General features: G+C 35.8%; 22 protein-coding genes. 6 read left to right on the top strand and 16 right to left on the bottom strand.

The window, feature by feature from the left end:
* Positions 1–54: 54 nt before the first annotated feature.
* From LPB89_RS08620 to LPB89_RS08580, 9 genes are all read right to left on the bottom strand, one after another.
* Positions 55–1,680 (bottom strand): hypothetical protein, encoded by a 1,626-nt coding sequence (locus tag LPB89_RS08620; RefSeq protein ID WP_230701348.1) that lies wholly within the window; start codon positions 1,678–1,680, stop codon positions 55–57.
* Between the two features lie 213 nt (positions 1,681–1,893).
* A complete protein-coding gene (locus LPB89_RS08615; RefSeq protein WP_230701347.1) occupies positions 1,894–2,406 on the bottom strand; it encodes a hypothetical protein in 513 nt (170 codons plus the stop codon).
* A 221-nt stretch (positions 2,407–2,627) separates the two neighbouring features.
* The gene (locus tag LPB89_RS08610; protein ID WP_230701346.1) at positions 2,628–4,454 is read right to left on the bottom strand and encodes a hypothetical protein; all 1,827 of its coding nucleotides are present in this window, start codon (positions 4,452–4,454) and stop codon (positions 2,628–2,630) included.
* 78 nt (positions 4,455–4,532) lie between these two features.
* On the bottom strand, positions 4,533–5,633 hold the full coding sequence (locus tag LPB89_RS08605; protein ID WP_230701345.1) for an AI-2E family transporter: 1,101 nt from the start codon (positions 5,631–5,633) through the stop codon (positions 4,533–4,535).
* A gap of 109 nt (positions 5,634–5,742) precedes the next feature.
* Positions 5,743–6,273 (bottom strand): mechanosensitive ion channel domain-containing protein, encoded by a 531-nt coding sequence (locus tag LPB89_RS08600; RefSeq protein WP_230701344.1) that lies wholly within the window; start codon positions 6,271–6,273, stop codon positions 5,743–5,745.
* 10 nt (positions 6,274–6,283) lie between these two features.
* The gene (locus LPB89_RS08595) at positions 6,284–6,868 is read right to left on the bottom strand and encodes a Maf-like protein (RefSeq protein WP_230701343.1); all 585 of its coding nucleotides are present in this window, start codon (positions 6,866–6,868) and stop codon (positions 6,284–6,286) included.
* Positions 6,861–7,787, bottom strand: a complete 927-nt coding sequence (locus tag LPB89_RS08590) for a geranylgeranylglycerol-phosphate geranylgeranyltransferase (protein WP_230701342.1) — start codon at positions 7,785–7,787, stop codon at positions 6,861–6,863. Before LPB89_RS08590 ends, LPB89_RS08595 begins: the two co-directional genes overlap by 8 nt.
* A 265-nt stretch (positions 7,788–8,052) precedes the next feature.
* Positions 8,053–8,580, bottom strand: a complete 528-nt coding sequence (locus LPB89_RS08585; RefSeq protein ID WP_230701341.1) for an HAD family hydrolase — start codon at positions 8,578–8,580, stop codon at positions 8,053–8,055.
* Positions 8,564–9,325, bottom strand: a complete 762-nt coding sequence (locus tag LPB89_RS08580; protein WP_230701340.1) for a Rossmann-like and DUF2520 domain-containing protein — start codon at positions 9,323–9,325, stop codon at positions 8,564–8,566. Before LPB89_RS08580 ends, LPB89_RS08585 begins: the two co-directional genes overlap by 17 nt.
* Before the next feature lie 328 nt (positions 9,326–9,653).
* Between LPB89_RS08580 and ccsA the strand changes: the two genes are divergently transcribed.
* Positions 9,654–12,866: a cytochrome c biogenesis protein CcsA gene (ccsA, locus tag LPB89_RS08575; protein WP_230701339.1), complete on the top strand. Its 3,213-nt coding sequence runs from the start codon at positions 9,654–9,656 to the stop codon at positions 12,864–12,866.
* A gap of 85 nt (positions 12,867–12,951) precedes the next feature.
* Here ccsA and LPB89_RS08570 read toward each other — a convergent pair whose 3' ends face one another.
* The 4 genes from LPB89_RS08570 to LPB89_RS08555 all read right to left on the bottom strand — a co-directional run bounded on the left by LPB89_RS08570 (position 12,952) and on the right by LPB89_RS08555 (position 15,515).
* Entirely contained in the window at positions 12,952–13,680 is a 729-nt protein-coding gene (locus LPB89_RS08570; RefSeq protein WP_230701338.1) for a DUF3667 domain-containing protein, read from the bottom strand.
* Positions 13,681–13,713: 33 nt separating this feature from the next.
* Complete coding sequence (locus tag LPB89_RS08565; RefSeq protein ID WP_230701337.1) at positions 13,714–14,112, bottom strand: DoxX family protein; 399 nt, start codon at positions 14,110–14,112, stop codon at positions 13,714–13,716.
* An 84-nt stretch (positions 14,113–14,196) separates the two neighbouring features.
* On the bottom strand, positions 14,197–14,985 hold the full coding sequence (locus LPB89_RS08560; RefSeq protein ID WP_230701336.1) for an anti-sigma factor domain-containing protein: 789 nt from the start codon (positions 14,983–14,985) through the stop codon (positions 14,197–14,199).
* Positions 14,985–15,515 carry an RNA polymerase sigma factor gene (locus tag LPB89_RS08555; protein ID WP_042566920.1) on the bottom strand — a complete coding sequence of 177 codons (531 nt, stop codon included), beginning with the start codon at positions 15,513–15,515 and terminating at the stop codon, positions 14,985–14,987. The genes LPB89_RS08560 and LPB89_RS08555 overlap by 1 nt, the downstream gene beginning before the upstream one ends.
* A 972-nt stretch (positions 15,516–16,487) precedes the next feature.
* Between LPB89_RS08555 and LPB89_RS08550 the strand changes: the two genes are divergently transcribed.
* Positions 16,488–17,075: a glutathione peroxidase gene (locus LPB89_RS08550; RefSeq protein WP_230701335.1), complete on the top strand. Its 588-nt coding sequence runs from the start codon at positions 16,488–16,490 to the stop codon at positions 17,073–17,075.
* A 197-nt stretch (positions 17,076–17,272) separates the two neighbouring features.
* Here LPB89_RS08550 and LPB89_RS08545 read toward each other — a convergent pair whose 3' ends face one another.
* Together LPB89_RS08545 and LPB89_RS08540 are read right to left on the bottom strand one after the other, a co-directional pair.
* Entirely contained in the window at positions 17,273–17,770 is a 498-nt protein-coding gene (locus tag LPB89_RS08545) for a GNAT family N-acetyltransferase (RefSeq protein WP_230701334.1), read from the bottom strand.
* Between the two features lie 26 nt (positions 17,771–17,796).
* Entirely contained in the window at positions 17,797–18,972 is a 1,176-nt protein-coding gene (locus tag LPB89_RS08540; RefSeq protein ID WP_230701333.1) for a thioredoxin family protein, read from the bottom strand.
* A 162-nt stretch (positions 18,973–19,134) separates the two neighbouring features.
* Here LPB89_RS08540 and menD point away from each other — a divergent pair, with 162 nt between their 5' ends.
* Positions 19,135–20,796: a 2-succinyl-5-enolpyruvyl-6-hydroxy-3-cyclohexene-1-carboxylic-acid synthase gene (gene menD, locus LPB89_RS08535; protein WP_230701332.1), complete on the top strand. Its 1,662-nt coding sequence runs from the start codon at positions 19,135–19,137 to the stop codon at positions 20,794–20,796.
* 52 nt (positions 20,797–20,848) lie between these two features.
* Here menD and LPB89_RS08530 read toward each other — a convergent pair whose 3' ends face one another.
* Positions 20,849–22,198: a M28 family metallopeptidase gene (locus LPB89_RS08530; protein ID WP_230701331.1), complete on the bottom strand. Its 1,350-nt coding sequence runs from the start codon at positions 22,196–22,198 to the stop codon at positions 20,849–20,851.
* A gap of 167 nt (positions 22,199–22,365) precedes the next feature.
* Between LPB89_RS08530 and LPB89_RS08525 the strand changes: the two genes are divergently transcribed.
* From LPB89_RS08525 to menA, 3 genes are all read left to right on the top strand, one after another.
* On the top strand, positions 22,366–23,226 hold the full coding sequence (locus LPB89_RS08525; protein ID WP_230701330.1) for a S1 RNA-binding domain-containing protein: 861 nt from the start codon (positions 22,366–22,368) through the stop codon (positions 23,224–23,226).
* A 790-nt stretch (positions 23,227–24,016) separates the two neighbouring features.
* Positions 24,017–24,850 (top strand): 1,4-dihydroxy-2-naphthoyl-CoA synthase, encoded by an 834-nt coding sequence (locus tag LPB89_RS08520; protein ID WP_035681238.1) that lies wholly within the window; start codon positions 24,017–24,019, stop codon positions 24,848–24,850.
* Positions 24,851–24,949: 99 nt separating this feature from the next.
* Positions 24,950–25,912: a 1,4-dihydroxy-2-naphthoate octaprenyltransferase gene (gene menA / locus LPB89_RS08515; protein ID WP_230701329.1), complete on the top strand. Its 963-nt coding sequence runs from the start codon at positions 24,950–24,952 to the stop codon at positions 25,910–25,912.
* Positions 25,913–25,936 lie beyond the last annotated feature (24 nt).

Raw genomic sequence — 25,936 nt, 5'->3', positions numbered from 1 at the left:
CTAATTCTGACAGCTTTCTATGAAAATGTATTTAACTGCCTGAGCAGTATGTATTTATTTTAACTTGTTTTCTGTGTCTTTGTAATTTCCGGTAATGGTAACCGTACCGCTTTTGATCACTTTTCCGTAAATTGTTATAGAAGAGTCGTTACCAATAAAATTAATTTTAGCACCGCTGTTTAATCGTAAATCTCCCCAAATCACAACTGAACCTTCAATTTGAAGTAAGGAATTGTTGTTAATGATAAGTTCTGTTGAGCTTAAAGGGAGGTATTTACCTTGCGCCAGAGTTCCTCTCATATTAAAAGTCGAGCCGCTGTTTAAGGTTAAACCATTTAAAATACTGATAGAACCACAATGTGTTAAAACTGCACCGGAGTTTACAATAGCCGAATTAATAGCTGTTGCTCCCGAATATGATTTTATTTCATTTGAATTTAAAATCAAATTTAGACCCTGATTATAGATTCCAAATAGTGTACAGCTGGCGAAAGTAGTGCCTGGTTTTTCCACCTTAATGATTTTTAAACCACCTGTTCCGCTGGCGACATAAATATAATCACCACTTGATTTTACGTAGTTGGAAGATCCTGCAATTCCTAAAGTTCCTACTAAACTAAGCGGTGTGCCCGTTTTATATACGTTAAGTCCCAATGCGCCATTGGCAACAAACGCATAACCGTCGTTTACTGAAACAGCATTGGTCACATTGTCTTCTCCTGCAGTCGCTATGGCAATAGTTTGCAATTTTGATCCGCTATTACTGTCATAAACACCAAGCCCTTTATATCCTTCAGAGACCAATAGGTTTGTTCCGTCAAAATCCATGGTTCTTTTTGCACCGCTTACATCTGTAGATATAGTAAAGCTTTTTTGCAAGGCTAATGTCGACTGGCTGTAAATATTTACTCCTTTAGTTCCGCTTAAGGTTACAATTTTATCTCCGTTTAAGGCTATAGAACGCAAATCTGCTACAGGCGTTTTTCCTTCTACTGCTTTGCCTGAAGCGCTCAGTTTAAACAAACTTCCATTGTCACCTGTTACAGCGAAATAAGAAGAGGTAGTAGCAGCTACGTCAGTGGTAACTCTGCTTTCTAAATAGTTAGTGGTATATTTGTCTGTAAGCAGACCTGAACTCAATTGCATATTAATCACAATGGCAGGATTTGTTACCGATTGAAGTTTATCAATATCAGTTGCGCCACCGATAATTAAATTTCCATTTGCGTAGGTAAGCGAAGTAATATCGGTATTGGCAATAAGAGCCGAAGTCACTAATTTTGGTTTGTAAGGATCTGAAACATCAATAACATCAATTGCTCCGGAATAAGCATCGCCTCTCATGATATACGATACATAGGCGTAATTTCCATTTACGGCAACATGACTCGCTTGTAATGTTCTGCCCTGGCTGTCCACCGGTGGTTTTATTTCACCAATCTGAACTAAAGGAAAAGATGTAGAAGCATTTGCAGCAGCAGATTTTCCTGTAGCAGCAGTGTTTTGTATTGAAATTACCCCTGAGGTGGTGAAATCAATCCTTTTACTTAATTCCGTTACATCGTTGTTGATGGTAACGTTATTAACAGACTGACTATCATTTGCATTATTATCGTTATTATCACAACATGCAAAAAGAAACAAAGCTAAAAATGAAAATAAATACTTATTCTTTTTCATAAATCTTTTGGTGTTTTTAAAATTCGGTGCAAATGTAAGTTTTAATTCGATTAAAATAACATCCGATTTGTTAATAATTCGCTTAAAATCAACATGTTATCTGTTTATGTGAAAAATGCAACGATTTAACTAAAATTAGAAAAAAATACCAAAAAAAAAAGAGAGTGTCCAAATTTGGATACTCTCTTCTCTTTAAAAATTAGCAATTTAGTATTATCTTCTTCCGCCACGGTGATCATCGTGGTCATGTCTGTCGTGATGATCGTGTCTTTCATGTCTGTCGTGATGATCATGACGTCTGTCATCTCTGTGATTATCGTGACGCTCATTGTAACCATAAACCGGTCTTGGTCTGTACGGTCTTTGAGGCGCACCATGATACCCTTTGTAGTATCTTACTCTATGTCTGTCAAAATAAGTGTAAGGAGTTCTGCCATGGTAATCCGTAAGGACAACTTTGTAACCTCCATATAAATCATAATCGCGATATTGTCTTGGCAAATGAGCGGTTCTAACCCATCTTCCTCCTCCAAAATAAATAAATTGTGAAGCTCTTACATCATAATATGCTTCGATGTCCGGTAAATAATAATACTCCATTTCGGCATATCCTGAAGGACCCCATGCAGGAGGACTTCCTATGTTTACGTTTACAGATACCTGAGCTTGTGTAGCGTTTGCAACCAAAAGAAACAGTCCCGCGATTGCTATTTTAATTGTTTTCATTTTTTTAGTTTTATGTTAATTATAATCGTATTTACCGATATTCATATACTGTGCCAAAAATAAAAACTAAATGCATTTTAACCGATAAAAGATGTTTTTTATCGACGGGTTATTCTTTATTATTTTGGAAATAATTGATTATTAATAGATTGCAAAAAGACTAAAAACATAAATAAAAATTACTTTTTAGAGACAACAAAAAGAAGAATTCTAATCATGGCTTATTTATATTCTACAACTCGTGGTTTTGCCAGCTCAAAAGTTTGCAGTCCATAATCTGTCGTTTCAAAAGTATTGGTTTTCGTTACATTATCGCCCTGCAACGGAATGGTAGGATAGTAAGACAGCGAAAGTTGAAATGAACTGAACACCAGATAATCATTACTGATCACTAAACCTATAGTAAATTTATGATACGGTTTGTTTTTAAACATGGCATCATTTTTACTTCCGAGTATGGCCGCAGTATAATTAAAAAACGGATTCATACGAAATCCCCAAAGGGCGTGAGGGGCATAGGTTTGTGTTTGCAAGGACAAAAGAACCTTGCTTGTTCCGTACAGGGCAGTGTTAAATCCGGCGATTCCTTCGCGATCATTAATAGTTAGCTGATCGCCAATAACATCGACACGATTGATACCCAATACGAATTTAGGATTAATAAATTGTCTTATCTTCCAGTTTCCAATACTGTACAGTTTGGTAAAGTAATTAGATTCAAACAATAAGGTTGTCTGATACGTTTTGGACTGATGAAAGAAAGTTCCGGCTTCAAAATTCATGCTCAGAAATCCTAGGCGATAATAGTTACCAAAAGAGAACTGCGCCCCGACGTAGGGCCTCCAAAAAGTATTTTTATACTGATAGCCAAATGTCATTCCGTAAATCCTGCCTATGGGGACATCTTCGGTCTGTCCATTTCTAAAAATATAGCTGTCTTTGACAAACCTTCGGGTATTAACTCCGACACCGCTTAAAATTAATTTTTCATCAGAATAATAATCCGTGGGATCAAAATCCCTGGACGGACTTTCTTTATAATCAATATTTAAAAATCGTCCCGATACAATCAGATTGGTTATTCCGTTAGCCTCATCTTCAAAAACTTTTGCTGCTTTTCCTGCCCAAAGATCATGATAATCATATTTAAAAGGCTGGAAATAATAATTTAAATCCGGTCCCTGCAAACTATCTCTCCTAAAACTTTGTCCCAATAATATTCCGCCTGCCCATTTGGTCAGGGGAGAGTAAAAAGCCCGTTCGAAATCAACACTTTTACTGTAATTATTGTCGAGATCCATATTGTACTTTAAGGTTGTACTGATGAAAGTATTGACAATATTCGGAACGGTGTAGGTAATATCATTGCCATTTGCACCATCCTCAAAACGATTGGTAAAACGATAATCCAATTGCTGGCCTGATCCGAAAAAATCTTTCTCTTTCATCCCAACAGAAATCTTGTTGCTTGAAAAAGATAATCTGGGGATTGTACTCCATGAATCTAAAACACGAATGGTAACATCAATGGAGTCCGATTCTTTACTCACCAGCTTTCTTGTGATTTTCACCGCCGTCACATATCGCTGGGATCGGATAATACGCTCACTTTCCAGGACTTTGTAGGCGTCATAAGGTGTATTTCTTTTAAATAACAGCAGATTATAGATAGCTATTTTTTTTGTTTTTAAATGGAGCTTATTACCGGTTCTTTCTCCCCAGTTTTTGGGCATGGCCGTAGAATCTACTACCGAATGTCCGAAAGGATCCAGAGTCACCACATTTATTTTACGGATAATTTTTCCGTCATAATTAGTAGTGTCCTTATCTATAATTTCAACTTCTCTTTTTCTCGGTTTATTGGTTCTGAAAAGCCATTTATGCAATGTTTTGGTGAATTTTCGTTTTTTAGAGTAATTCTGGATTTTTTTATAAACTGCTGCACTGTCTTTAGCGGGTTCCTTTTTAGGTTTGTCCACTTGTGCACAGACGCTTTGCAGGGATAAGCAAAGTAAAACAGCAATTACTATTTTTAGTTTTCGAAACATTCAGTTGTATTTTGACTTTTACAGAAGATTTTGCATGAATGTAAGATAAATATTGCTTATATCTTACAGGAGCAGCATTTAATTTTCAGGATTTACTTTTCTAATTCTCCAGATAAACCTTTTGGGCATATGATTGCCCATCAAATACCCCCAAGGCTCCAGTGATTCGATTCTGTCAAAAATAATCTTTAAAATTGCCAAAAGCGGTATGGCCAGAAACATTCCCGATATTCCGGCCGCCGAGCCACCGATTATAATTCCCATAATCGATACAAAGGCGTTTATTTCAACTTTAGAATTTATAATTAAAGGCACAAGAACATTATTATCAATTAACTGAACAATCAGGTTTACAATTAAAATTCCAAGAATCATTGATGTTTCCGCAGAACCGGTAAGCGAAGCTAATATGGTTATGATCCCTGCAGCAGTAATACCAATATAAGGTATCAGATTCAGTATACCGGTTATAAGTCCAAGCAGTATGAAATATTTGACACCAATAATCCAAAGTCCCAGACTGGTTAAGACCGAAACAACTATCATCTCTAGTATTAAACTTACAATATAATTATTGATGGAAACCTTTATTTGTGATAAAATGTTTTTGAGGTTGGCATGATTGTCTTTACTGATTAACTTGACCAGGAAAAGAATAAAATGATCTTTATACAATAAAAATAAGAAGGTATAGATCGGGATAATAGTGCAATCTAAAAGAAGATCACTTATTGATATTATTGCAGAACCAATAGTGGCATTTCCGTTTTTAACAGAATCTTTGGTGACATTATCAATATATTTTTTTTGTTCTCCGATACTAATATTAAAATTATCTTTTATGAATTTATGAATGTCAACAATAAAGGCACCCGCATTCTTTTTAATGGTAGCAAAATCATTGGCCATATCTGTGACTTCATAGGAGATGAAAAGTAATATACCAATAATAAAAGAAGCAAAAAGAATAACACAAAGAATCGCGGCAAGATATCTGGGAAACTTAAGTTTTGAGTTTAAAAAGGTAAATACCGGAAGTAATAAAACGGCAAATAGAAACGCCATTAACACGGGTGTAATAATATCTTTTCCGATGCAGAAGATGTAAGCAAAACAAATTAAACTTATAAGTATCAGAGAAAGTTTTGCATAAAAAGGCAATTGTACTGTTCGAGTCATTTTTTGGAATTTAAATAAAGTCAGAGAGTTGGTTAAACAAATATTATATTTTATTTAAATAATACTGTTTTAGCTTTTCTTCTTTAGTTTATAAAATTCCCATTAACAATTAATCAAAAAACTCCTTGTCTTCATAGTGCACCGGCATAATTGAAATGCCTTTTTGGAGCAGTAGATTATTGGGGAAAATAATTTTTTCGCCCTCTTTAGTTCTTAAATTGACGTGAAAGGCACTAATATCTTCAATCTCCGCCTCAATTGGAAAATCCTTATCGTGAATTTTGATAGTATCGCCAATTCTAAACGGAAATGAAAAAAATAAAATCATTCCCGAAGTAATATTACTCAGAATGGACCATTGCGCAAACATGGCCACACCAATCACAGTTGCAATGGAAGAAACGGTGATAAAGATATCTTTGGTGTCGACTCCCCAAATCACAATCAGGCTAATGATTACCAGTGTATTCATTAGCAAATGAATGTATTTAATTACTAAGTTCGTCCGGTGTTCCAGCAATTGACTTGAACTGGCATAACGACGAATTAACTTGGCAATAATCATCCTTAAAGCAACTAATGCAATAATAAGAATTCCTGTAGCAACTATTTCCTGACTATATTCTTTAAAAGAAAACATAAGTGATTTTTTAGACTAAAGTACTCAAATATTCGTAAACTTTAGCCGTTGGAAGCCCCATAACATTCGTGTAAGAACCTTCTACTTTGGTAACAGCCATAAAACCAAACCATTCCTGAATACCATAGGCACCTGCTTTATCATAAGGTTTGTAATTCTCTATATAATAAAGAATCGCTTCATCAGATAAATCCTTAAAAGTAACTTTGGTAACATCATTGATGACAGTAGAAGCAGAGCTGGTTTTAAAACAAACCGATGTAAAAACCTCATGTGTCGTATTGGACATCGATTTTATCATTTCAAAAGCTTCTGTGGCACTTTTAGGTTTCCCCAAAGCCCTATTCTGATGCCATACTATCGTGTCGCTGGTCACTAAAATCTCATTAGGATTTAATTCTCCCTCAAAAGCGTTAGCTTTTAATTCAGCCAGGTAATCGGTGATTTCAACTGCTTGTAATTCCTGTGGATATATTTCTTCAATGTCTTTAAGCCTGATTTCAAAATCCAAATCCAGGTCTTTAAAAAACTGTTGTCTGCGCGGAGATCCTGAGGCCAGGATTATAGTATATTTTTTTAGTTTTTCTTTAAGCATTGTATTTTATATTTAGGGCAATAACCAGGATTGATAAAATTCCGAAAAGTAATATTAGTTTCAAAACAGTACTTAAATGATGAAAATCCTTTTGAGATTTAGCACTGAATATTTTCACGATGAAATATAAAAGGGGCGCCAAAACAAAAGCAAAAGCATAAAAAGTAACGATAAAAAGATTGTTTTCTAAAAAATATTTGTTGATATAAAACAAGCAAAGGATAAATGGAATAATAGCAAACGCCAAAACAATTTTTGTGGCCCTGCTGATTCCAATGGCAATGGGTAAGGTATTCATCCCCTGATTATAATCGCCGTTTACATCTTCAATATCTTTAACTATTTCGCGAATGAAATTAATCATAAAGGCAAACAGGGCATAATCGGTCAAAATGGAAAAAATACTTGCCATGTGAGCCTGATTCTCTCCATTGGTAGCCGGGAAAAGATCAAAAACGCCAATAATAATAACACTAAATGATAATACCGCGGCGACCACAAAATTCCCTAAAACCATGATTTGCTTTAGTGATGTGGAATAAAAATAAAGCACCGAAGCAATTAAAATAAATAAAACGACAAAACCCGGCCTCATTATCACATTCGATAAATAACAACCTATGGCAACACCGGTAATATTTAACCCGATATAAATATTATAAGCTGCAGTTTCAGAAATTCCTTTTCCGATCACAACATCATTGGGTTTGTTGATCGTATCTGTAGCAACGTCCATAACATTATTAATTACATAACCCGCTGCCGCTATCAAAACAGTGCTCAGAACTAAGAGACCGTATTGCCAGTCCGCTAAAGCCAACGGAATATCCTGCTGTTTTAAAAAAGCATAACGAAATAAAAGCTGCATAAAAGCAAGCATCACTAAGTTTTGATATCGAATGAGTTTGAGGAATTTCATTTTTTTAAAGGTTCTGAGGTTTTTTTTAAGGTTCTGAGTGGCTAAGTTACTAAGGTTCTGAGTTTTTTTAAGGTTCAAAGGGACAGAGGTTCAAAGGGGCAAAGTTTTTTTTAAGGTTCTGAGTTTTTTTTATGAAGGTGCAGAGAGGCAGAACAAAGGTTATTTATTGGTCTGAAAACTGAGACTGAGACTGAGACTGAGACTGCGACTGAGACTGCGACTGAGACTGCGACTGCGACTGCGACTGAAAACCGCGACTAAAAACCTAATCGTGTTTCCCGCTAAAATGCTCCATCCATTTTCCCTGTACTTTCATTACCTGCTCGATCACATCACGTGCAGCTCCTTTTCCACCTTTTACGTGTGAGATATAATGGCAGATATTTTTAATTTCAGGACTTGCATCCTGCGGACAGGTAGGTAATCCAACTAATTTCATGACATGAAAATCCGGAATATCATCTCCCATATACAACACATTTTCCGGATTAATATTGTAAGTTTCAGTGTATTCTTTAAAGGTTTTAACCTTATCCGGAGTTCCCAAATGAATGTCGGTAATTCCTAAATTGCGAAGACGAACACGAACACCTTCATTGCTTCCGCCCGAAATAATGCAAACATTATAGCCGCTTTCTACCGCCGCTTTCATCGCATAACCATCACGAATATTCATCGTACGAAGAATTTCTCCTTCATTGGTTACAAAAACCGAACTGTCTGTAAGCACGCCATCAACATCAAAAACAAACGTCGTGATGTCATTCATTATTTCTTTATAACTTTTTGCCATTATTTTGTATAGATTGTGTTAGTATTTTATAGATATTTTTTTGATTTTCAGTATTTAAATAGTCCAGATGTGCTGCGATAGTCAGGGAATCGTTGCGTTTTGCAGGGCCTGTTTGTGCAGCAGCAGGGTCTAAAGTGTTTACTTTTTCGGCGGTTTCCTGAATCAATGGTTTCAGAATCTCAAACGGAACCTGATGTTCTTCACAAATTTCCTGTCCGATCTGGTACAGATGATTGGTGAAATTATTCACAAAAACTGCTGAAACATGCAATGCTTTTCTCTGATCGGAGTTTATGGCAAACACCACATTTGATATACTTTTTGCAGCCATTTCCAAAACCCGAAAGTCAAAAGTATTTTCAGCCTCAAGACACATCGGAACTTTTGAAAAATCAACATCCTTATCTTTGGAAAACGTCTGAAGCGGATAAAAAACACCTTTTCTGTTTTTTGAATCTAAAACCTCAAGTGAAGCTGCGCCGGAGGTGTGGACCACAATTCGGTTTTGAAAAGGCAATTGCTGCGACACGTCTGAGATCGAATTGTCAGAAACGGCGATAATATACATATCCGCTTCTTTTAAATCCTCAAAAGTATCGGTAATTTTATCAAATTCAAGTAGTGTGGCTAATTTCTCTTTCTTTCTGGAATGTACCTGAACAATTTCTACAAGTTCGCTTTTAGCAAAAGCTTTAATCAGATGCTGCGCTACATTTCCGGAACCAATTATTGTTATTCGAATCATAACGCAAAATTAGCATTATTTTTTTAAAGAAAATTAAGTGCAAAAGAAGTTTAGCCACACATGACACGGATTAAACCGATTCTTTTTGATGTTGGAAAGGGAATCTTCTTTATAAATTAACGGTAGCGTATTCAATCTGTTTAATCTGTGCCATTTGCGTGTAAAAAAGAACTTAAGCTTAGAAGCATTGTAAAATTTCACACCGGGTTTTAAGAATTTCATTTATTAGAGAGGGCTTTTTTTGGTTTTAATTAACAAATCACAAATATAGGAACTCAACATTTTTAAGTACTTTTGTCCCACTTTTACACAATGTAATTCCTCAGAAATGGATAAAAAAATATTCTCTTTTTTGTTTTCTACACGATTAATGGCCGTTCTTTTTTTAACATTTGCTTTAGCAATGGGTGTTGGTACTTTTATCGAAAGTAAGTACAATACTGATACAGCCAGAATTTTAATTTATAATACCTGGTGGTTTGAGGCAATAATGGTCATTTTTATGCTTAATTTCATAGGAAACATCAAACGGTACCAGCTCTTGAAAAAAGAAAAATGGGCAACCTTTTTATTGCACATTGCTTTTATTTTTATCCTTTTGGGAGCATTTATTACACGATATATCAGCTATGAAGGTATGATGCCGATTCGTGAAGGTGCTGCCGAAAACCAAATTTATTCAGACAAAACATTCCTGACAGTCTTTGCTGATGGAGAATATAAAGGTGAAATGAAACGCAGAGTTTTCGAAAAAAGCCTTTTATTATCTCCCGTTACCGATAATGATTTCTCTATTTCGGGCAAATTTGATGAAACTCCATTTGAAGTAACTTACGAGAACTACATTATGGGAGCCAAAGAAGTGGTGAAGCCAGACCCGAAAGGAACTTTATACTTGAAATTAGTCGAAGCAGGAGCGGGAGGACGTGAAGAACATTTCCTTAAAGAAGGGGAAGTTCAGAATATTCACAACGTTTTGTTTGCTTTGAATAAACCTACAGCCGGAGCAATTAATATCAACACGACCGGAGAAAAATATACCATCCAAACACCGTTCGAAGGTAATTTTATGCGAATGGCTGATAAATTTCAGGGGAAAGTTACTAAAGACAATGTACAGCCGTTGATGATGCGTTCGTTATATAGTATTGGAGACATTAGAATTGTATTTCCTGATCCTGCTATAAAAGGAAGTATAGCGTATGAATCGAATAATGATTTTAAAGCCAAAAGTCATCATGATGCTTTAATCGTAAAGGTAAAATCGGAGGGACAGGAAAAAGAAATCACGCTTTTAGGCTCAAAAGGAAGTGTTGGAGAACCAAAAACAGTTAAAATAGGCAAAATTGAATATTCGTTATTCTACGGAAGCAAAGCTTATATTCTGCCTTTTAAAGTTAAATTAAACGATTTTATTGCTACAAAATATCCGGGAACAGAAAAAAGTTATTCTGCTTTTGAAAGTAAAGTAACCGTTCAGGATTCTACAGAAACTTTTGATGCTGATATTTATATGAACCACGTTTTAGACCATAAAGGATACCGTTTCTTCCAGTCTTCATTTGATCCGGATGAAAAAGGAACTGTATTATCTGTAAATCATGATTTCTGGGGAACGTCTATCACTTATTTAGGCTATTTCATGCTGTTTTTCGGTTTAATGGCTATCATGTTTACCAAACATTCCCGTTTTGCCGATTTAAAACGCAAACTGGAAGGCGTAAAAAAGAAAAAAGAGAAATTCGTTACGATTTTAGTTTTGCTTTTAAGCTTAAACGGTTTTGCACAGGAAGCGCCTGCACCTCACGTGCATACACCTGGCCATTCACATTCACATTCAGAAGATCCGAATGATCATGCCAATCATGTTACGGCACCGCCAAGTCAGAAACAGTTAGATTCTTTATTGAGTATTTACAAGGCACCGGAATCACACGCAGCAAAATTCGGACGCCTGATTATTCAGGATGCCGGTGGAAGAATGAAACCGATTAACACTTTTTCATCAGAATTGCTTCGAAAAGTAAGTCAGAGCGATACCTACAACGACATGAATTCTGATCAGGTATTTTTGTCTATGACACAATATGCCCAGGTTTGGATTCAGGTTCCAATTATTTACCTAAGAGCGGGGAATGACAGTATCCGTAAAATTATCGGAGTAGAAAAAGATGTCAAACGCGCTCCTTTTATAAATTTCTTTGATGCCAATGGAAATTACAAACTGGCACCGTATTTAGATGCAGCATACAAAGCAGCGAATCCAAATCAGTTTGAGAAAGATTTTATTGAAACCGATAAAAGAGTAAATTTAATGGAATCGGCATTAAGCGGAACTATTTTAAAAATATTCCCGATTCCGAATGATCCGAATAATAAATGGATTTCGTATTTAGAGCGTGAAAGTGCCGGACTGAAAGGAATGGATTCCACTTATGTGAAACAGATTCTTCCTTTATATTTTAGTGCCCTGAATAATGCTTCCATTTCCAAAGATTTTAGCACTGCTGATAATTTAGTGGAAAGTATCAATGGTTTCCAAAAGAAATTCGGAAGTAAAGTTCGCCCCAGTGAACAAAAAATTGATGCGGAAATTGCATATAACAAATATGACGTTTTTAAGAAACTTCCTTATTGGTACTTAACTGCCTCTGTTTTAATGTTACTGTTTACGATTCTAAATATCTTTTTTGAAAAAAAATGGCTGCGCATTACGCTAAACGGTTTTCATATAATCGTCGGCCTTTTATTTGCATTGCATACTTTGGGATTAGTTGCACGTTGGTACATTTCCGGCCATGCGCCGTGGAGTAATGCTTATGAATCGATTATTTATGTAGCGTGGGCAACCATGTTCTTCGGACTGGCTTTTGACAGAAAATCAAAGCTAACCGTTGCTTCATCAGCCTTTGTAACAGCTATGATCTTAATGGCGGCATACATGAACTGGATTGATCCGGAAATTGCGAATCTGCAGCCTGTTCTTAATTCGTATTGGTTAATGATCCACGTAGCAGTAATTGTAGGAAGTTATGGTCCATTGGCCTTAGGAATGATTTTAGGCTTTGTAGCTTTACTTTTGATTTTCTTTACCAATGCGAAAAACAAAGCAAAAATGAGCCTAAACATCAAAGAAATCACTTATATCAACGAGATGTCACTGACTATTGGTTTAATTATGTTAACGATAGGTAACTTCCTTGGAGGACAATGGGCCAACGAAAGCTGGGGACGTTACTGGGGATGGGATCCGAAAGAAACCTGGGCCTTAATTTCGATTATGATTTACGGATTCGTAATTCACGCGAGATTTGTACCTGCTTTACGCGGAAAGTGGTTTTTTAACCTAATGAGTATGTTTGCGTTTATTTCAATTCTGTTTACGTATTACGGAGTAAATTTCCACTTAGTTGGTCTGCATTCCTACGCAACAGGTGAAGCTCATTCTCTAAACTGGATCTGGTATTCTTTGGGAACAATTTCAGTAATTGGCGCAATAACCTATCCAAGTTACAGAAAACATTATAAAAGCAAAAAATAATATATCCATTATTAATTCATAAAAAATGTTCGGCTGAAAAGTCGAACATTTTTTTTATTATAATATTTAAGCCGGTTCGAAGAAATTAATTGTAACCAAAAAGAGAAACAATCAAGCCTACCGTTAAAAGAAAACTGATCCAGAAAATAAGCTGACTTACTATAGAAAGCAACAGGGCTTTGATTTTAGAGATTTTATTAAAGAACTGAATGTTTGTCCAAAACGTTAAAATAAGGTCAGCTATATATATAGCAATCATAATTTTATGCAGTTCAGGTTTCCCGTCATAATAAACTACAAGAGGAAACAGAATAATATGCGCAAATAACTTTTGAGATGCTTTGTAGGTATTAAATACAAAGTATTCTACAAAATTATACCCTTGTTTTCTAAAGCTGATATAGGTACCCAAAGTAAAAAACGGAATTGTTATGATTATAATCCATGAGTAATGCTTTGAACTCCATTCATTAAATTTCGCAATATCAATAGTGGTGTCAGTCGCATCATTATATAAATTGACATTAAAGTAGTGATATAGTAAACCGTAAAAAGTTGCCAGTACTATAACAAGGGAAAGAGGTTTGAAATGCCTGACCCGCTTTCCCTCGATAAATTCACGAATAGAATGCCCCGGTCTTGTAAATAACTGTTTTACAGAATACGGAATACCTTCATCAAAATGCAACAGACTGTGCCTGATTTCATGCCATAAATAATGCCAGTTAATTTTGTGGGTTGCAGCAGGCTGGCCACAGTTATTACAGTAATGGCCTTTATAAATATGCTTACAATTTTTGCAGGTTATTTCCATTTTGAAGACTGAGTTAAGATTATAAAATAGATTTTATAAATGCTGCGTCTTATTTTTCTCTTTTTTAAATCCATTTGGGTACATAATCGCGACAAGTACCATAATGAGTAAAAAGTTATATTCCATACCATTTCGCCCGCCCCCGACTACAAACCAGCCTTCCTGAAAATGTACCAGAATGATTCCCATGATCAGAACAAAAATGGTTACAAATCCTGCCAGTTTCACGTATTTATTGAGAAGTAAAAGAATGGCAGCAGCAACATGTGATAATTTAATCGACCAGGCCAGTGGAACTCCAAAAGGGGCAAAGCCAATCTGATTTAGAAATAAATTCCCGAAATCATTTATTCCGTTATCAAACATTCCGAATACAGAATGGGTGAGGAGAATGATAGCAATAGTAATCCTTAAAAGTAAAGTGGTATTCATGTCGTGGTTTTTGATTAAAAATAATAAAAAAACGCATATCAAAATAAATTAATATGCGTTTTGGATAGTAATGAGATGTATGTTTTATACTTTTCCTAAAGTATATAATTGTTCCATGGTCGGGGTTAAACTTCCTCCGGCAGGTTCAAGTGTGATACCAAAGGCTTCGGCTGAAACAGTCTGGTCAACAGCAAATATTTTTTGGTTATTTCCTTCAAAATCGCTCAGTAAACCAATACTGGTTGGTGTAAGCACGGGACTCAGTTTTAGCGCCCATACCTGATACACCATTCCTTTTGGAGGTTTTGGTAAACCTGCGGCATCAATGTAAGTGGTTTTCGTGTCTTTGTTCCAGTACACTTTTGCAAATGATGTTGGAGAGACTGCCTGACCGCCAAGTGTTACCCCAGTATTTTTGATATCTCTTACAATAGTAAGACTTTTTTCGGTTTGCTTGTTTTGCTGGTCCAGATAGGCAAATTCCCTTTCTATTTTAGTTTTTTCGTTACCAACAGTTGCAATAGCATCTTTGGTTTTGGTTAGCTCCAAAGTCTGGTAGCCCAGACCTAAAAGTAATACGACTGCCGCTGCCCAGCCCACATATTGTGACCAGTTTGAGGCGGGTTTCATGTCGACTACTTTACCATGTTTAAGCTCAAGGCGTGCTTTTATTTTCTCAAAATTGGCTACCGAATGAAAAGGAGAAAAACTTGACGATAAAGCGACAATAGCTCTTTCGATCGAAAGGATTTCCTGATCTACTTCGGGATTGTTTTTAGCCATTTCGGCTACTTCCAGATTCTCTTCTTCGGTTAATAAACCGTAAACGTAAAGTTCCAGAATTCCTGATTCTATATATTCTTTTGCTTCCATTATATTTTTAAATAATTACGTAAATCGTTAATACAGTTTCTGTTTTGTGTTTTGATAGTCCCCAATGGAATTGCCAGTTCTTCTGAAGCTTCCTGTTGGGTGTATCCTTTGAAAAATAATAAATCGATTATCTCAATACATTTAGGTTTCAGCTTTTTTACAAATTCCTGAATACCGATCGTATCAATTTTATTGGTCAACTTATTACTGTCATCTAACAGATTTACGAAATTATCTGAAGAAAGGTTTTTTTGGCTGTTATTAAAGTTTTTGGATCGCAGCTTGTCTATCGATGTATTCCTTGCTATATTAAGGATCCAGGTGTAAAATCGGCCTTTACTTTCATTATAAGAATCTATATTTTTCCAGATTTTGACAAAAACTTCCTGCAAAACATCTTCGGCTTCTTCGCGGTTTTTTATTAAAACGTTAATGACCGAAAATAAACTTTTCGAATACATATCGTATAAATGGGTAAAAGCTCTTTCGTCTTTCTTGTAAATTAAAACTAGTAATTCTTCCTGACTCATAGAATGGGATTTTTAAGCTTAAACAAATTTTTTGAAAACATTTTTTTGATTACCTGAGATAAAGATAATTTATTTTTCCGTGAAAACGATATTTTTTTTAACAGTCTAAACCTTAGAAAAATAAGGGATTTAAAAAAAAAGTAACTTTTTTTTGACTTTTTTAAAACCAAAAGCAAACCGTTTACGTAAATGCTATTATAACATAAAATGAAATGTTTAAGCTAAATAGCAAATGAAACAAATATTCCGGCAAATTAAATTTTTACGGCGTACTGTCCGCTAATAAATTAGGTAAACATTCCATTTTTTAACGTAAAAAGCGTAAAGTAAATCTCAGTAAAATAAATAAGGTCATGTATAAAATAAATAATTTAAAAATATTGATTGTAGGTCTTACAAATGTTTTAGCCTTTTTGAGTTTTAATAAAATTATTTAAAACAGAAAAGTACAGAAGGAGAGACCTGAAAAGATTAAATAGTTGATGCCCTCGGACTTCCAATCGAAAATGTTGATAAATGCTGCAGATGTTCAAAGTGATGCTGATGCCAACGAATTAGAATTTTTGCTATTGTAAACACCGATACCGGAAATTATGGGCAGCCAGGTAAACAGGAGATACTATTTCGATCAAAACCGGGGAATTCAACTATGAGGAGATTAGAATAAACGGAATTAAAAATCAGTCAGTATAATTAGAATAACTGGTTTGCTGCTAAACAAATAGTATAAACACGAGTCCGGAAGTACAGAAAATTAAATTTCACATCCGGAACTCCCTAAAATGTAAAGCAACAAAAATTGCTTAGAAGATTCAAATTTCATGGTTTGATTTGTTTGTATGGGGAGAAGCCTAACGTCTGATTAACGTTAGGCTTCGTTTTTTTTATTTAACTTATATTTAATAGAAAATAAGACCACTAAAAAACAGCTGCAAAACGGTTTTTGACTAATTTTATAAAAAATTAAAAACGATGAAAAAAATATTATTTCTGGCTTATGGTATGTTATTTTTATTTAGCTGCCAAAATCAAGCCCAAACCAATAAAACAAAAACGCCTAAAACGGATAAGGTCATGACAAAAGAAACTATTTATCAGTTCAAAGTAGAAGATTTATCAGGAAATCCTTTTGATTTTGCGTCCTTAAAGGGTAAAAAGGTAATGATTGTAAACACAGCTTCAAAATGTGGATTAACACCTCAGTACAAAGATCTTGAAGCGATTTACAAAGAATACAAAGACAAAGGTTTTGTAATAGTTGGTTTTCCTGCAAATAATTTTGCTTCACAGGAACCGGGTACAAATGAAGAAATTGGGGCTTTTTGCCAGCAAAATTATGGAGTAACTTTCCCTATGATGGATAAAGTTTCCGTAAAAGGCGATGATATGTGTGAAGTATATAAATTCTTAACTCAAAAATCCAAAAACGGTTTACAGGATTCTGAAGTGGAATGGAACTTTCAAAAATACCTAATCAACGAAAAAGGAGAATTGGTAAAAGTAATTAAACCAAGAACTTTGCCTACAGATCCTGAAGTAATTAATTGGATAAAAAGCTAATAAAACAAAGCTGTTTTAATCAAAAAATCCACAAATTTGTAGCGATACAGGTTTGTGGATTTTTTTGTTGCTATACTCTCCATACAGTTTTGCAGCGCAGTGCGGCATTTCTGGGAACGACACAATTAGGCACATTACTTTGCTTTGCATTCCTTGCGTAAATCCCTGCGTCCTTTGCGGTAAAATTCGCGCGCAATCTACTTCAAAATCAACTGCATAAAAACCAAATCAAGCCAGTGATCAAATTTGTATCCCACTTCACGAATTGTTCCGGTGGAGACAAAACCAAATCTTTCATGAAAAGCAATACTTCCGGCATTCTCAGCGTCAATAGCACCAATCATAACATGATAGCCCTGTTCTTTTGCGAGGCGAATGAGTTCGGTCAGTAATTGAGAGCCAATTCCTTTTCCGATCACATGATCCACCACATAAACAGAGTGTTCCACGGTGTATTGATAACCAATCTTCTCTCTGAATTGTCCGTAGCTCCCAAAACCAACAACTTCACCGTTTAAGTCAGCAACAACAATCGGTAAGTTTTTAGCTTTTTTATCTTCAAACCATTTTGTCTGTACTTCAAGGGTCTGAATATCATAACTATAATTTGCGGTGGTGTGCAGAATAGAATGATTTACGATAGCAAGAATTTTATCCAAATCGTTAGTGGTGGCTGGTCTGAGCGTTAGGTCCATGATTGTTTTTTTGATTTTTTTTAATGTTATTTAGACAGTAATTCTGCTAATAAGACGTCAACATCCTTGGTATTCCAGGTCATTTCGGTGCAGATTACCTTTGCCTTTTCGGCATATTTCAGCGCTGATTTTTTATCTTTTATTTTAGTATAAAGCCGGGCTGTAAGTAAATTACCATCATACGAATCGTTTAATTCCAGGGAATGTTTTACCCACAAAATAGATTTTTTCAAAGCATCCGTGTCGGTTATATGCTTCAGATAGGTTTGTCCAATGTCTTTTAGGAAGCTCGCGTCATTCCAAACCAGTTTCTGAATATCTTCAAGTGTTACTTTTTTATAAAATTGCCATTTTTCAGTTCTTTCGGCTAAAGTCAGGTCAAACTTAAAAACCAGGGAATCCGTTTTCTGCAATCGGATCGATTTTGCAATTTCCCTTTGTTTATAATAATTAACGGTATCTAAATTATCGACCAAAGGGCGAAGCAATTCACTGACGATGCTTTCTAATTTTCGGTCTACACGATTTTGTGAAGCTACGGCAGCAAATTCTTTCTGATGTTTTAACACATACTGAAATTCCCTCGAATTAATATCCGTTACACCATTTGCGATGACACGCCAGTTGGTTTCGCTGATTAATTGTGCATCAGACTGGGTATTCAGGTAAAGATGGGTAGGCGGCGATAAATCGGTTCTGTCCTTTCCTTTTTTTAAAGTATTGAGGTAAGCAAAGAATTTTGTTGCATTGGAAGCATCGGCCAGAAACTCTTTTTCTAAATAGGGCAGCTGCATTTTCGGATTCAAAGCATAAGTGGCTTCTGTCAGAAATGCTGCTGTTTTCATTTCACCTTTTAGCGCATACAGCAATGTTTCATTAGCGTCTAAAAATAAAAATGTGGGAAGCGATTTGGTATTGAATTTATCTTTGAGCATTTTGCCTTCTTCCTTTTCTATATTTTTCCAGAGGCAGACATAATTTTTTTTAAGGAAATCCATTACTGCAGGATCACTAAAGACTTCTTTTTTCATCAGATTGCAATGCGGGCACCAGTCGGCGTAGAGCATTACAAAAAGCGGTTTGTTTGCTGTTCTGGCCGTTTCTAAACCTGTTTTATAAGCAGTATCCTCCGGAACAAACTGATTTTGCGCGTGTATTGCCGGTATTGAAAGGAAAAATAAAAACAAGTATATAAAGCGCATGGGAAGTTTATTTATTCAAATAAAAGCTTTTACAAATATATCTTCTTTTTCTAAAATTTGACTTAATATCTCACCATTTATAAGTTAAATCAACGTTGAAGTTTGTAACTTTGTAGTATTAGAAAATTTTTCGATTTTCTGGAATAAAAATACGTCATAAGAATGATTTACCCCAAAATACCGCTTGCTCAGAGCATCATCGAAATTTGTTTAGCAAAAGGAATCACTACTATTATAATTTCTCCCGGATCCAGAAACGCACCCTTAACAATCGGGTTTGCCCAAAACCCTGATTTTAAATGTTACAGCATCGCCGACGAGCGCTGTGCTGCTTTTTTTGCCCTGGGAATTGCCCAGCAGACCCAGCAGCCGACAGCAGTGGTTTGTACTTCGGGATCCGCGTTGTTAAATTATTATCCGGCTGTAGCAGAAGCATTTTACAGTCAGATTCCGTTAGTTATTATTTCTGCAGACCGTCCGCAAAACAAAATCGATATTGGAGACGGGCAAACGATTCGCCAGCAGAATGTTTATGAGAATCATTCGGTTTTTAATGCCAATTTAACCGAAGAAGCTTCCGTTGAAAATGACCTGAAAATCAATAAAGCAATCGAAACCGCGATTCTTAAAAAAGGCCCGGTACATATTAATGCGCCTTTTGAAGAACCTTTATATGAAACAGTGGAAGCGCTTTCTGTACATTCAAAGATTACAAATGCAGAACCTGCACTGGAAACAAAAACCATAGAAAACAGTGAAGAGATTGTTTCCCTCTGGAATTCGGCCAAACGTAAATTAATCATGGTTGGTGTAAATGACGCTAATGTAATCGATGAGGAAGTTACTGAAATGCTGGCAAAAGACCCGTGTGTAGTGGTGCTGACAGAAACCACTTCAAACCTGCATCATCCTGCTTTTATTAATAGTATCGATACTTTAATTACCCCTTTTGAAGAGGCTGATTTTAAGGATTTTCAACCGGAAATTTTAGTTACTTTCGGCGGAATGATTGTTTCCAAACGAATCAAGGCTTTTTTGCGAAAATACAAACCAAAATACCACTGGCATATTGACATTTTACGTGCTTACGATACCTTTAATGCGTTATCAAATCATGTTGTAATGCAGCCCAATGATTTTTTTAAAGATTTATTTTCGAAAGCTAAAATCACGGAAAGTGACTATTTTGCCAACATAAAAAAGGTTTACGATTTACGAAAAATCAGAAGAAAAGAATATCTGGATAAAATTCCGTTTTCTGACTTTAAGGTTTTCGAAAAAGTAATTGAAGCTTTGCCCAAAAACAGTCAGTTGCAGATTAGCAACAGTTCAGCCATCCGTTATGCGCAATTGATTCACATAGATCCATCGATTGAAGTTTTTTGCAACAGAGGAACGAGCGGAATCGACGGAAGTACATCAACAGCCATTGGAGCTGCGGTAGGAAGCGGAAAACAAAACGTCTTTATTACCGGAGATATTAGCTTTTTGTACGACAGCAATGCGTTATGGAATTCTTACATCCCGCAGAATTTCAAAATCATTTTAATTAATAATGGAGGTGGCGGAATTTTCAGGATTTTGCCCGGACATGAAGAGAAACCGGTTTTCAATACGTATTTTGAAACTTCGCACCATTTAACAGCAGAACACCTCGCTAAAATGTATCAGCTGAATTACTTCACCGCTACTGACGAGGATTCTTTAGTCAAAAACATAGAATCGCTTTATGCGGCAAATGACGCTCCGTGTATTCTGGAAGTATTCACGCCCACTTTTGAAAACGATGTGATTCTAAAACAATATTTTAAGGAGTTAGTTTAATCTTAAATAAAAGCATCAATCAGGATGCTTTTTATTTTGAATACCTATTCGTTTATTTAATTGGCACAGGAAAAACCGGTAAACTGGTATGCCCCAATGCATCCACGGCCTGCACCGCAAAGAAGTAATTGTCTTTAGAATACGGTAGTTGAGCTTTAGTTTCCTGTACAAAAAAAGTTTTCTCCCAGTGAGAAGAAGAAGTCTCTCGCATCAGAATCTGGTAACCGTATGGTGTTTTTCCTTCCGGCGCGCTCCATACTAATGTGGAAGAATTAGAAAGTTCTTTTACTTCGATCCCTACGTTTAACGGCGCTTTTGGCGACCATGCTAAATTGGCCAGGACGGCTAAGTTGGCACAAGTGTTTTTTCGCAGATATTCAAAATCCATAAACTCGGCAAGATCACCGTACTGAATACCATTTTCAGTTCTTAAATCCTGGTGCTGGTGGTTGAAATTTTCATTCATTTCGCAAAAACGAACGGCTGTAAATCCATTTTGACTAAACGGTGTGTGATCTCCGCCACGCAAAAAACGATCGTTTCTGTACACTAATTTCACTTTTAACTGGTCCACATATTGCTCCGTGACTGTTTTGATATAACGTGCCAGCAGTCGTGAAGGACTGTCGTTATCACGGCTTGTCGCTTTACGCATCTTAGCTTCGTCTTCCGTTTCTAAAAACGGAATCGTTTCGCTAAAAATCCTGATTTGTGTATTGTCCCTTACATTAGTACCACTGGACAAACTATTTCCAATCATATCATTATTCAGCATGGCCACAATATTCCAGTTGGATGCTTTGGCTAATTCTGCTAAATGACGCGCTCCGTAAAGACCTTGTTCTTCACCGGTTACGGCTACAAAAATTATAGTCACAGGAAATGACCTCTTACTCATTATTTTAGCCAATTCTATTACAGCCGCAACACCGGATCCGTCGTCATTGGCGCCCGGAGCATTCGATTTTACATTCATTACGTCAGAAACTCTCGAGTCCAGATGTCCACTTATGATCAGAACACGGTTGTCGCCCGGATCGGTTCCCCTTAAAGTCGCCATAACATTGCCAAGCTGACTGTCTTTGATAATTCGTTTTCCATCTGCTTTCACTTCAAAATAATCAATTGCAGCAGTTAATCTTCCGTCAGATTCCAGTGCAAACCTGTCAAACTCAGATTTTACCCATTGTTGTGCGGCGCCTATGCCTTTGGTTTTGCTTTTGGTATCGCTAAGAGTATGTCTGGTGCCAAAAGAAACTAACTTATGGATTGTAGCTTCCAGGTTTTCGGCCTTGATTTCACTAATCATTTTTTTTATTTCGGGATCGTCGGAAACTTGCGAGGTAGTAATATGAGTAAAAAACAAAAAGGTAAAAATGGAGTAGAAAATGGTCTTATTCATTGATTTTGGATTAATTACAGGTTCTCAAATTTAATTAAAATGACTAAAATACACTAAGATGCCGGTGTCTTTTTTTTAATTAGAAACATTTTTAGGATTACCATTTTCAAACTTCGTACATTTGCAGATGGAAACTTAGCTGCTTAACAGCTTAGAATTTTAAGAATATGATTGAAATAGGAAAATACAATACCCTTACTATATTACGTGATACCAAAGTTGGTTTGTTTTTAGGAAACCCTGAAAAAGACCCTGAAGGAATTCATGATATTTTATTACCCAATAAATACGTTCCCCATGAATTTGAGATAGGCGAGGAGCTTATCGTTTTTGTTTATTTAGACCACGAACAGCGTCCTGTTGCGACAACGCTGGAACCTTATATATTACTGAACGAATTTGCCTTGTTAAGGGTAAATTACATCAATCAGGTTGGTGCTTTTATGGACTGGGGAATGGAAAAAGACATTCTGGTTCCGTTTAAAGAACAGGCGCGCCCTATGGAAAAAGGAAAACGTTATCTGGTTTACCTTTATATGGATGAAAAAACCAATCGCCTGGTCGCTTCAAGCAAAACCAATCAGTTTTTGAATAATGATACCTTAACTGTCGAAAAAGGCGAAGAGGTAGATTTAATCGTTTCGCATATTACCGAAATCGGAATCAATGTGATTATCAATGAGAGGCACAAAGGATTGCTGTACAAAGACGAAGTTTACGATGACGCCATAAGAACAGGCGACCGAATGACCGGATACATTAAAAATATCCGTCCTGACAATAAAATTGATGTTGCCTTGCAAGTGCAGGGTTATCAGAGTATTGAACCAAATGCAGAGAAAATTTTATACGAATTAAGAGCCAATCGCGGTTTTTTACGCCTAACTGATAATTCTCACCCGGAGGATATCAAAACGGTACTGAAAATGAGTAAAAAAACCTTCAAAAAAGCAGTTGGCGCCTTGTACAAAGAAAAGCTCATCGAAATAAAAGAAGACGGAATTTATCTGGTAAAAGAGGAAAATTAAGGTTTTCTTTAAATTCCAGTATTTAAATTCCAAATTCAAATACTGCTTGTTGTTGGAATTTGGAATTTAAAACTTTGGAATTTACTATAAAACATAACAAGAAAGGCTACTCATAACAAGTAGCCTTTCTCTTTTTATTCTAGTTTTAAAAAAAATTGTAATTAAAAAAAAACAGAAATAAAATAATTCGAATCCATTAAAAAAGTAACAGCTTTAAAAATTTTAGAAATTACTCCTTTATATGGGTATGTCTTTAAACAGTTTCTACATTCCTATTAAAAGCAAAAATTCAATTTCACGGCAGATCCGTTGGTTTTATAGAATAACTTACAGAAAGTAGTTGATTAGCTTTTTCATTTTCGTTTTTCAGTCTTTTGCTAATTACAGACATTTCCAGCTTTTAACCGTAGGTGTTACTATCTCCTTTTTGAAGTTTTTACAAATGCATAAACCATTTGCTCATTATTTAAGGGTTTACTAATAAAAACCATCAAAAAATAAGCGACAAATTTTTTAAATTTTCTCAAAAAAAGTCATTTTTTAGGTTAATAAATCAGTGAAAGAAAATCAATCCTAAATCAACAAAATAAAATGTATCTCATTGATTTCTAGGGTGTAAAATTACTTATTTTTTTTGAATACAAATGTTAAATAATGTTATTTTTTGTAGGGAAACAGTAATTGTTAACATTAGGAGTAATTTTCGTGCAGACTAAAATTAAATACAGTAGGTAAAAATATAAAAATGGTTTATTTTTACACTATAATTATTAAAACTAAACAAATAGAAATGGATTGGATAACTGCCAGAGAATTTGAAGATATCACCTATAAAAAATGTAATGGAGTGGCAAGAATTGCTTTCAACAGACCAAATGTCAGAAATGCTTTTCGTCCCAAAACAACTTCAGAATTATACCAGGCTTTTTACGATGCACAGGAAGATACTTCAATTGGAGTAGTGTTGCTTTCTGCCGAAGGCCCCTCAACTAAAGACGGCGTTTATTCTTTTTGCAGCGGAGGAGACCAGAATGCGCGCGGACATCAGGGGTATGTAGGGGAAGATGGACAACACCGTTTGAATATTCTTGAAGTGCAGCGTTTGATTCGTTTTATGCCTAAAGTTGTTATTGCCGTTGTTCCGGGCTGGGCAGTAGGTGGCGGACACAGTTTACATGTGGTTTGCGATATGACCCTTGCCAGCAAAGAACATGCTATTTTTAAACAAACAGACGCCGATGTTACCAGTTTCGACGGTGGGTACGGATCTGCTTATCTTGCTAAAATGGTAGGTCAGAAAAAAGCACGTGAAATTTTCTTTTTAGGACGAAATTATTCGGCTCAGGAAGCAATGGATATGGGCATGGTCAATGCCGTGATCCCTCACGATGAACTGGAAGATACCGCTTATGAGTGGGCACAGGAAATCCTGCAGAAATCACCGACATCTATAAAAATGCTGAAATTCGCCATGAACTTAACAGACGACGGTATGGTGGGGCAGCAGGTATTTGCCGGTGAAGCCACCCGTCTGGCTTATATGACCGAAGAAGCTAAAGAAGGAAGAAATGCATTCTTAGAAAAAAGAAAACCAAATTTTGGAGAAAATAAATGGTTACCATAAAAAGTTAAAAATCGTTTCAAGTTTCAGGTTTCAGGTTCTGAAACACAAAACTTGAAACCTGAAACCTGAAACTAAAAAAACAAAATAAAACAAAACAGAATGAAACATTGGATTGAAGCCGCACGTTTGCGCACATTGCCTTTATCAGTTTCCGGAATAATAGTGGGAAGTATTTATGCGTTATCCAACCCAACTGAAACTATTAACACACCAACTGAGGTTTTTAGCTGGAAAATTTTTGGCTTTGCCCTCTTAACAACGCTTGGCTTACAGATTTTATCAAATTTTGCCAATGATTACGGAGATGGTGTAAAAGGCACTGACAATGAAGATCGTGTTGGGCCGAAACGCGCTATCCAGTCTGGTGTTATCACGCCGCAGGAAATGAAAAAAGCGATTATCATTACCTCACTTTTAACTTTATTATCCGCAATTACACTGATCTATTTTGCCTTTGGCGAGTCTAACTTTGGATATTCAATATTTTTCCTTTTACTGGGAATTGCGGCAATTGCTTCGGCTATCCGTTACACCGTTGGAAATTCTGCTTATGGCTACAAAGGTTTCGGAGATGTATTTGTTTTCGTTTTCTTTGGTCTGGTAAGCACTTTGGGGGTTAATTTTTTATATTCCAAAGAAGTAGATCCGCTTCTGATCTTACCTGCAATAGCCATCGGTTTGCTGAGTGTCGGAGTTTTAAACCTGAACAATATGCGTGATGAAGAATCAGACAAAAAATCAGGTAAAAATACAATCGTAGTTCAGATTGGTGATAAAAAGGCAAAAATATACCATTTTACGCTTATCGTAACGGCAATGCTACTGGTAGTGGTGTTTGCTCTTTTAAGCCATTACCGTTTCGATCAGTATTTGTTTTTATTGGCGTATATTCCTTTAACCAAACATTTAATTACCGTTTCTAAAAATAAGGATCCTAAGCTTTTAGATCCCGAATTAAAAAAATTAGCATTAAGTACATTCTTGCTTTCGTTGCTGTTGACGATCTGTATGATTTCATTACTTTCAGATATCATTGTCAATCTTTTCTTAGGCGGAAGATAGAATTCGTTCAACTTTAAATTTTAT

This window comes from Flavobacterium sp. ENC (assembly GCF_020991415.1).
In the GTDB taxonomy this organism is placed as follows: Bacteria; Bacteroidota; Bacteroidia; order Flavobacteriales; family Flavobacteriaceae; genus Flavobacterium.
The sequence above is the reverse complement of the archived record's forward strand: the minus strand, read 5'-3'. Positions and strand labels throughout refer to the sequence as shown.

Coding starts and splice junctions, on each gene's coding strand:
- LPB89_RS08620 (WP_230701348.1), bottom strand. CDS start 1,680: ATGAAAAAGAATAAGTATTTATTTTCATTTTTAGCTTTGTTTCTTTTT.
- LPB89_RS08615 (WP_230701347.1), bottom strand. CDS start 2,406: ATGAAAACAATTAAAATAGCAATCGCGGGACTGTTTCTTTTGGTTGCA.
- LPB89_RS08610 (WP_230701346.1), bottom strand. CDS start 4,454: ATGTTTCGAAAACTAAAAATAGTAATTGCTGTTTTACTTTGCTTATCC.
- LPB89_RS08605 (WP_230701345.1), bottom strand. CDS start 5,633: ATGACTCGAACAGTACAATTGCCTTTTTATGCAAAACTTTCTCTGATA.
- LPB89_RS08600 (WP_230701344.1), bottom strand. CDS start 6,273: ATGTTTTCTTTTAAAGAATATAGTCAGGAAATAGTTGCTACAGGAATT.
- LPB89_RS08595 (WP_230701343.1), bottom strand. CDS start 6,868: ATGCTTAAAGAAAAACTAAAAAAATATACTATAATCCTGGCCTCAGGA.
- LPB89_RS08590 (WP_230701342.1), bottom strand. CDS start 7,787: ATGAAATTCCTCAAACTCATTCGATATCAAAACTTAGTGATGCTTGCT.
- LPB89_RS08585 (WP_230701341.1), bottom strand. CDS start 8,580: ATGGCAAAAAGTTATAAAGAAATAATGAATGACATCACGACGTTTGTT.
- LPB89_RS08580 (WP_230701340.1), bottom strand. CDS start 9,325: ATGATTCGAATAACAATAATTGGTTCCGGAAATGTAGCGCAGCATCTG.
- ccsA (WP_230701339.1), top strand. CDS start 9,654: ATGGATAAAAAAATATTCTCTTTTTTGTTTTCTACACGATTAATGGCC.
- LPB89_RS08570 (WP_230701338.1), bottom strand. CDS start 13,680: ATGGAAATAACCTGCAAAAATTGTAAGCATATTTATAAAGGCCATTAC.
- LPB89_RS08565 (WP_230701337.1), bottom strand. CDS start 14,112: ATGAATACCACTTTACTTTTAAGGATTACTATTGCTATCATTCTCCTC.
- LPB89_RS08560 (WP_230701336.1), bottom strand. CDS start 14,985: ATGGAAGCAAAAGAATATATAGAATCAGGAATTCTGGAACTTTACGTT.
- LPB89_RS08555 (WP_042566920.1), bottom strand. CDS start 15,515: ATGAGTCAGGAAGAATTACTAGTTTTAATTTACAAGAAAGACGAAAGA.
- LPB89_RS08550 (WP_230701335.1), top strand. CDS start 16,488: ATGAAAAAAATATTATTTCTGGCTTATGGTATGTTATTTTTATTTAGC.
- LPB89_RS08545 (WP_230701334.1), bottom strand. CDS start 17,770: ATGGACCTAACGCTCAGACCAGCCACCACTAACGATTTGGATAAAATT.
- LPB89_RS08540 (WP_230701333.1), bottom strand. CDS start 18,972: ATGCGCTTTATATACTTGTTTTTATTTTTCCTTTCAATACCGGCAATA.
- menD (WP_230701332.1), top strand. CDS start 19,135: ATGATTTACCCCAAAATACCGCTTGCTCAGAGCATCATCGAAATTTGT.
- LPB89_RS08530 (WP_230701331.1), bottom strand. CDS start 22,198: ATGAATAAGACCATTTTCTACTCCATTTTTACCTTTTTGTTTTTTACT.
- LPB89_RS08525 (WP_230701330.1), top strand. CDS start 22,366: ATGATTGAAATAGGAAAATACAATACCCTTACTATATTACGTGATACC.
- LPB89_RS08520 (WP_035681238.1), top strand. CDS start 24,017: ATGGATTGGATAACTGCCAGAGAATTTGAAGATATCACCTATAAAAAA.
- menA (WP_230701329.1), top strand. CDS start 24,950: ATGAAACATTGGATTGAAGCCGCACGTTTGCGCACATTGCCTTTATCA.